This is a genomic window from Kitasatospora sp. NPDC007106, from assembly GCF_040634455.1.
In the GTDB taxonomy this organism is placed as follows: domain Bacteria; phylum Actinomycetota; class Actinomycetes; order Streptomycetales; family Streptomycetaceae; genus Kitasatospora; species Kitasatospora arboriphila.
Genome location: NZ_JBEYFP010001100.1, coordinates 1 through 1,700, shown reverse-complemented (window position 1 = coordinate 1,700; position 1,700 = coordinate 1). Strand labels below are relative to the sequence as shown.

Annotated in this window: 1 protein-coding gene; it reads right to left on the bottom strand. The window is 73.3% G+C overall.

The window, feature by feature from the left end; translation table 11 throughout:
- Window positions 1-11 precede the first annotated feature (11 nt).
- Window positions 12-1,484 carry an MFS transporter gene (locus ABZ641_RS36150; RefSeq protein ID WP_359988716.1) on the bottom strand — a complete coding sequence of 491 codons (1,473 nt, stop codon included), beginning with the start codon at window positions 1,482-1,484 and terminating at the stop codon, window positions 12-14.
- Between the last annotated feature and the right edge of the window lie 216 nt (window positions 1,485-1,700).

Below are 1,700 nucleotides of genomic sequence, written 5' to 3'. Positions count from 1 at the left end.
GCCGGTCGTCCTCAGGCCTGCGCGGCGGGAGCGGCGGCCTCGTCCTGCTGCGCGTCCACGGCCGGAGCGGTCGCCCCGCTCGGCGCGGCCTGCTCGGGCCGGCCGGGCACGGCGAGGGTGACCAGGGCGGCGAGGACGGCGGTGCCCAGGCCGATCGCCAGGCCCGTCCGGAAGCCGTTCTCGGAGGGCAGCTGGACCGGGCCCGTCGTCACCGTCATGTGCGAGAGCACCACGCCGACCACCGCGGCGGAGGTGGAGGTGCCGATCGACCGCATCAGGCTGTTCAGGCCGTTGGCGGCGGCGGTCTCCGAGGCGGGCACGGCCGACATGATCAGCGCGGGCATCGCGGCGTAGGCGAAGGCCACGCCGGCGCCGATCACGCAGGAGAAGAGCACCATGCCCCAGACGTGGTGGGTCAGCCCGAGCGAGAGCGCGTAGCCGGCCGCGATCACCAGCGAGCCGATCAGCAGCGAGACCTTGGGGCCGCGGGCCGCCGAGATCCGTGCGGAGAACGGCGAGACGGCCATCATCACCAGGCCGGACGGGGCCATGCACAGGCCCGCGACCACCATCGAACGGCCGAGGCCGTAGCCCGTCCCCTCGGGCAGCTGCAGCAGCTGGGGGACGATCAGCGACATCGCGTACATCGCGAAGCCGATCACCACCGAGGCGAGGTTGGTCATCAGCACCTGGCGGCGGGCGGTGGTGCGCAGGTCGACCAGCGGGCTGCCGGTGCGCAGTTCCCACACGCCCCACAGCAGCAGCACCGCGGCGGCGGTGCCGAACAGGCCGAGGGTGGTGCCGCTCGCCCAGCCCCAGTCGCCGCCCTTGGAGACGGCCAGCAGCAGGCTGAGCAGTCCGGCGGAGAGGCCGACGGCGCCGACCAGGTCGAAGCGGCCGCCGGAACGCACCGGGGACTCCGGCACGAGGGCCACGACCAGGGCGATCACCAGCGCGCCGATCGCGGCGGAGGCCCAGAACAGCACGTGCCAGTCGGCGTGCTGGGCGACGACGGCGGCGAGCGGCAGGCCGAGTGCGCCGCCGATGCCGAGCGAGGAGCTGACCAGGGCCATCGCCGAACCCATCCGCTGCGGCGGCAGTTCGTCGCGCATGATGCTGATGCCGAGCGGGATGACGGCGGCGGCGCAGCCCTGCAGGGCGCGGCCGACGACCATGGGGACGAGGCCGCCGGCGAGCGCCGGGACGAGGGAGCCGATCACCATCAGGGCGAGGCTGGCGAGCAGGACGCGGCGCTTGCCGTACATGTCGCCGAGCCGGCCGAACACGGGGGTGGCGACGGCGCCGGCGAGCAGGGTGGCGGTGATCGCCCAGGAGGCGTTCGCGGGTGTGGTGCCCAGCAGTTCCGGCAGGTCGGGGATGAGCGGGACGACGAGCGTGTTCATCAGCGAGACGGCGATGCCGGCGCCGGCGAGGACGCCGATGATCGCGCCGCCGCCGCTGCGCGCGGTGGGGGGTGTGCTCAAGGGGGGCTCCAAGTCACGAGGATGCACTATGCATCGTACACACGATATGCATCATGCACATAGTATTGACTGGAACCCGACGATCACCGGCGGCGGAGCGACGAGGAGGACGTTGTGCACGAGGAGCTCGGCGACCTCGAACGCGAACTGATGCTGATCGGGCGCCACCAGGCGATGGGCTCGCTGCGCGCCGACCCCGGCGGCCGCCTGGAGCGC